The 5,391-nt window shown below is 65.4% G+C and carries 4 protein-coding genes and 1 pseudogene; 1 reads left to right on the top strand and 4 read right to left on the bottom strand.

The window, feature by feature from the left end:
* The 3 genes from WA317_RS15580 to WA317_RS15570 all read right to left on the bottom strand — a co-directional run.
* The coding region (locus WA317_RS15580) for a hypothetical protein (RefSeq protein ID WP_425173887.1) at positions 1-1,355 on the bottom strand (1,355 nt) is incomplete at its 3' end.
* On the bottom strand, positions 1,355-1,651 hold the full coding sequence (locus WA317_RS15575) for a DUF2563 family protein (protein ID WP_425173886.1): 297 nt from the start codon (positions 1,649-1,651) through the stop codon (positions 1,355-1,357). The genes WA317_RS15575 and WA317_RS15580, both read right to left, overlap by 1 nt.
* Positions 1,652-1,736: 85 nt before the next feature.
* Positions 1,737-4,313, bottom strand: coding sequence for an ATP-binding cassette domain-containing protein (locus WA317_RS15570; RefSeq protein WP_425173885.1), 2,577 nt, complete (start codon positions 4,311-4,313; stop codon positions 1,737-1,739).
* Between the two features lie 298 nt (positions 4,314-4,611).
* Between WA317_RS15570 and WA317_RS15565 the strand changes: the two genes are divergently transcribed.
* Positions 4,612-5,268: a L,D-transpeptidase family protein gene (locus WA317_RS15565; RefSeq protein WP_425173884.1), complete on the top strand. Its 657-nt coding sequence runs from the start codon at positions 4,612-4,614 to the stop codon at positions 5,266-5,268.
* Here the strand turns inward: WA317_RS15565 and WA317_RS15560 are convergent.
* Positions 5,269-5,391: pseudogene (locus WA317_RS15560) on the bottom strand (nuclear transport factor 2 family protein); the annotation flags it as partial.

Genomic DNA, 5,391 nt, shown 5'->3' with positions numbered 1-5,391 from the left:
ATGGTCCGCTGCTCAGCCGCCGTGGCAGCGCGCGGAAGGACATTCTCCGACGTCAGACCACCCAGTCCGGCAGCACCTTCGCGGCCGAACAGCGATCCGAGACCTTGCCAAGTCTTCCCACCGCCTGCCTTGAGCGCCTGCAGACCAGCTTCACCGGCGGCCTTCAGCTCCGGTCCTCCGACGGCCAAAGTGACAGCGCTCCAAAGCGGTTCGACGGTGGCCTCCACCTGGCCCGGATCCGGCGTCCGCATGCCGACGAGCTTGCCGTCCTTGAAGGTGTAGGACGTGCCGGTGCCCTGGTCTAAGAACTGGCCGGTACCGTTTATGAATTGGCCGGTGACTTGCGCGTTCTGCCCATTGATGTTGTAGCTGAACAGAAAACGACCATTCTCGTCGGCGCTCATCGTCGCGGGGTCAATGTTGTTGTAGTTGGGTACCTTGCCCAGGTCGTCCAGGGCGTTGCCCAGTTTCTCTCTCAGCTCAGGCAATTTCGCATTTGCGGCGTCTGCCTTCGCGGTGCCAGGACCGTTCGTGTAAATGTCGCGCAGCGCGGCATTCATCTCATCCTGCGCGGCACGCACCTTACCCATCTGGTCGATGACGGCCTGATCGGTCGCTCGTTGTAAGTCGTTGAGCTGACCGGACTCCAGCCCGGTCCGCGGAACCTGACCGGGAAGCTGGTCCGCCGGAGCGTCGGCATCAAGCGCTTGGATCGCGGCCGGGTTGAAGCCCTCAACCCGCAAGTTCTTTTCAGCGCCCTGTAATGCGTTTGAATAGTTCTCGCGGACCTGCGTGACCGCGTGCAAAGTCGCTTTGGTGTCCTCGACTGCTTCTTTCTCGCAGGCGGTGATGCCGTCTTTACACCATGCTTCGTCATCTCTGAGCTCGGCGATTTCGTCGTCGTCGGACTCGGCGATCGCCTTTTCGTCCTGCTCAACGCGGTCCTCTGCCCAATCGATCCAATCGTCGAGATACTGCAGCCGCGCCTCTAAAGCCGCGATATCGGCGGCCGCGGTCGTCTGCGCCTCAGCCAAGCCCGCCGCGATGTTCTCCAGATCGACAGCGATCGTGGGCAGCTGGGGGACCTGCAGCCCCAGCGCTTTGGTCAGTTGTTGGACTTTGTTCGAGTCGGTGATCGGGTGCTGACCGTTGTCATGGGTCCAGGCGTTGAGCCGGTTGCGCGCGTCGGTGAAAGCGTTGTCGGCTTCTTGGGTGGAGCGACCCGCGTTGTGGAAGCCTTCCGCCAAATCCGAGATCTGGCCGGACTGACCTTTCTGCAACGACGCGTTGATTTTCCACGGATCTCCGCCGGCGAACATGATCAGCAGGCCCTTATGGATGTGGCGGAGATTCACTACACGTCCCGCAACACCTTCGCGTTGTGGTCCTCCATCGCGGTGAACCTGTACGCCGCCTGATGCGTCTTCGTGCCGAGATCATGAAGGGTGTCCCGGTGGCATTCCAGCGCCTTGACGTGCGCGGCGTGCGCGGCGGTGATGGCTTCGTGAAACGCCTCAGCCGCCTCGAACTCGCCGAACATGCCTGCCGTCGGCGGCGTCCCGGACAGGGCATTGGCTCCGTCGGCGGCATGTTCGCTCGCACGGTGAGACTCGTCTGCCCCCGAGTGCAGCATTGCGGGATTGACGCGCATCCTGCACACCCCTTTCCGAGATGGGGGAAACGCTACTACCGCCGCGACGCCCGTCAATTCACTCTTCCGACGGGCGCCAGCCCGCTCAGCGTCCGTGCGAATGCACGGGCAGCCGCAGCCGGAACCGCACCAGCGCCGTGAACACCAAGCCCAGCACCACCAGCATCCCGACGTCGAGCAGCCAGGAGTGCGCCGTGTGCTGCCAGAACTTATCGGCGGGCAGCCCGGCTTCGATGTTGCGCAGGTCGATGGTCGACGCCGCCGCCGCGAAACCCCAGCGGGCCGGCAGCAGCCACGACAACTGATCGAGCACCAGACGTCCGGTCACCGGAATCAAGCCGCCGGCCAGCACCATCGCGACCATGATCGCCACCACCAACATCGGCAGCACCTGCTCAGTCGAGCGGGCCAGCGATGACAGCGCCAGCCCCACCAACGCCGAGACGATGGCCGTGATCGCCAACGTCAGATACAGCTCGGTGATGCCCGCGGTCGTGCTCTTGCCCAGGACGACACCGCCGTGCTGCGGAGCGCCCTTGCCCACCACCATGATCGCGGTGAGGATAGCGGTCTGGATCAGCGCCGCGATGCTGTAGACGATGGTTTTCGACACCAGATACGCCGAGCCCGACAGGCCCACGGCTTGCTCACGCTGGAAGATCAGCCGTTCCCCGACCAGATCGCGCACGGTCAGTGCAGTCCCCATGAACACCACCCCGATGTTGAGCAGGATCATGATGTCGATGGGTTCCTCGGGCTGCGGGCCTTGCGGGTTGGCGAAACCCAAACCAGTGTTGCCGGGCACTGCCAGCGACAGCACACCGAGCACGAACGGCAACGCCGCCAAGAATGCGAAGTACCCCCGGTCGGCGGTGATGAGCCGGGCTTGGCGGCGCACCAACGTAAAGACCTGCCGCCACAGACTGGTCTGTGGTGGCTTGCCGAGCGGGGCCGCCTGGGTGGACGCCGGTGGGAGACGCCGCGGCGGCTGCCGCGCCAGAAATGCCTGATGCACAGCGTCGGCGTCGGTGCTGACCTTGGCGAAGATGTCGGCCCAGTCGTTGGTTCCCATCACCGAGCCGATGTCGCCGGGCGGGTCGGCGAACGCGGTCTTGCCGCCGGGGGCCAGCAGCAGCACCTGATCGCACATGTTCACGTAGGTCAACGAGTGCGTCACCACCAGCACCACCCGGCCGGCGTCGGCGAGCCGGCGCAGCATCGTCATCACTTGACGGTCCAGCGCCGGGTCCAGCCCCGACGTCGGCTCGTCGAGGATCAGCAGCGACGGACCGGTCAGCAATTCCATCGCCACCGACGCCCGCTTGCGCTGTCCACCGGACAGCTTGTCCACGCGCGTCTTCTTGTGCTTGGTCAGCTCCAGCTCGTCGAGGACTCGCTCAACGACCTCACGGCGATCGTCGGCCGAAGTGTCCGGCGGCAGTCGCAATTCGGCCGCATAGTTCAGCGCATGCTCCAGCGTCAGCTGCCGGTGCACGACATCGTCCTGGGGCACCATCCCGATCCGGGAGCGCATCGACGCATACTCGGCGTGGATGTCGTGCCCGTCGAAGCTGACCACCCCGCCGCTGGGTTTGGTCGCGCCGCCGATCAGCTTGATCAGCGTCGATTTGCCCGCGCCGGAAGGGCCGATCACCGCGGTCAGCGTGCCGGGCCGCGCGGTGAAAGACACGTCCGTCAGCAGCTGATGCCCGTCAATGGTCAAACCCAGCCCGTGCGCGGCGAGCCCGCTGGTGCGCGCCGGTGCGGTACGCGGCACCAAGCTCGTACCCGACACCATCAGGTCGGTGTTGCCGACGGTGACGACGTCGCCCTCCTGCAGCACCGACCGGGTGACCGAGGAGCCGTTGACGAAGGTGCCGTTGCTGCTGTTGTTGTCGCGGATCTCCAGCCCGCCGACCGTCGAAACGAGCAGTGCATGCACGCGAGAAACCAGGTAGTCGTCGACCACGATGTCGTTGCTCTTCGAGCGCCCAACCGTTTTCGTGCCGGACGCAGCGGCTCCCGCACGCGGCGGGGACACCAGCAGGCGCATCGTGTCGCCGACCCGGGCGGCCAGGTCCGGATGGCCGGGACGGGGCGGCCTGGAAGGGAAGCGCCTCGATAACGGCGGGGGCGAAGATTCACGGCGAACCGGTGGCCGAACCGGCAACCCGGGCGAGCTGATCGGCCCGGCGAACGGCTGCGTTTCGTGGTCGTTGATCGGTCCGACAGGTGGCACCGGCGGCCGTGTCGTCAGGTTGTGCAGGCTTTCGACCGTGTTGGCGCTGGGAACCCGAAAGGTCAGCTGCGGCCCTTGCGGGCTGCCGAGGGCTACTTTCACGGCGTCGGTGACGGGGATGATGCTGCGGCGGATGCCGTCGACGTAAACACCGTTCTGGCTTTTGTCGATCAGGACCCAGTTGGTGCCGTCGAACCGCAGAATCGCGTGCACCCGGGAGATGAGCGTGAACGTCGCCGGGTCGGTGTCCCGCAGCCAGATGTCGGAGGTGCGATCACGGCCTACCGTGGCGTCCCGGCCGGCGGGAAAGGTATACATCGCCGATCCGAGCCAGACCGTCAGCGGCGGCGGACCCAGCTGCCTCACCGCGGTGGGAAGCCGGCGTTCGATAAGCGGCCTGCCGCCATTGTCTGTGGGTGTCATTGACTGCTTTCTACTACCGGTGCTGGTCAGTGCGGTGGCTCGGTCACCGGCAGCAGACCGGGACACCGTAGGCCTCGATGGCCAGGTCGTGGCGAAACGATCGAACACGTCGTCGCATCTACGGCTAGTTACCCAAAGCTGCCAGATCTAGCCGCCGCGGGACAAGGACATCGGTTGCGATGATATCGGCGTTCGAGCCGATAGTCAGAGCTGCGGCCGCCCAGCGCAGCCGAGCGGTGACCCAATCGAGCCTCAAGCTTTACTTGACGCGCAGGGTTCGGCCTGACGATCATTTAGTGTGCGCCGACTAGTGAGGCTGCTGTGTGCCGTGGTGTGTCTGACGTCGCTGACGATTGCGGTCGCGCCGGGCGGTGCAGCCGTCGGCAATCCGTGGTTCGCGCGGGCGGTAGGCGGTGCGACACAGGTGATTTCGGTGGTCAGCACCGGCGGTTCCACGGCCAAAATGGACGTCTATCAGCGCGGTGCAGGCGGGTGGCAGGCGGTGCAGGCCGGTATACCCACCCACGTCGGATCCGCCGGCATGGCGCCGCAGGCCAAAAGCGGCTACCCGGCCACCCCGATGGGCGTGTACACGTTGCCGTTCGCGTTCGGCACCGCACCCAACCCCGGCGGCGGACTGAAGTACGTGCAGGTCGGGCCGGACCATTGGTGGAACGGCGACGATCACAGCCCGACCTTCAACACCATGCAGGTCTGCAAACGAAACGAGTGTCCGTTCGACACGTCGGCGAGTGAAAACCTGCAGATTCCGCAGTACAAGCACGCGGTGGTGATGGGCGTCAACCCCGGCCGAGTGGCGGGAAACGGCGCCGCGTTCTTCTTTCACACCACCGACGGCGGACCCACCGAGGGCTGCGTGGCCATCGACGACGGGACGCTGGTGCAGATCATCCGCTGGCTGCGCCCGGGCGCCGTGATAGCGATCGCCCAGTAGTCACCCCAGCGCGCGGCCGGGTTTGACTTTGAAGTCGATGGCCGACAACGACATCGTCGCCTCGTAGGTTCGGTCGTATCCGGTCGAACTGATCTTCCAGCCGTCGTCAGTGCGCCGGTAGCG

Source organism: Mycobacterium sp. (assembly GCF_049802695.1).
Taxonomy (GTDB): Bacteria; Actinomycetota; Actinomycetes; order Mycobacteriales; family Mycobacteriaceae; genus Mycobacterium.
This window is presented reverse-complemented; position numbering and strand designations above follow the sequence as displayed.

Bases quoted from the DNA above. Each gene is read 5' to 3' on its own strand.
- WA317_RS15570 (WP_425173885.1), bottom strand. From the start codon at position 4,313: ATGACACCCACAGACAATGGCGGCAGGCCGCTTATCGAACGCCGGCTT.
- WA317_RS15575 (WP_425173886.1), bottom strand. From the start codon at position 1,651: ATGCGCGTCAATCCCGCAATGCTGCACTCGGGGGCAGACGAGTCTCAC.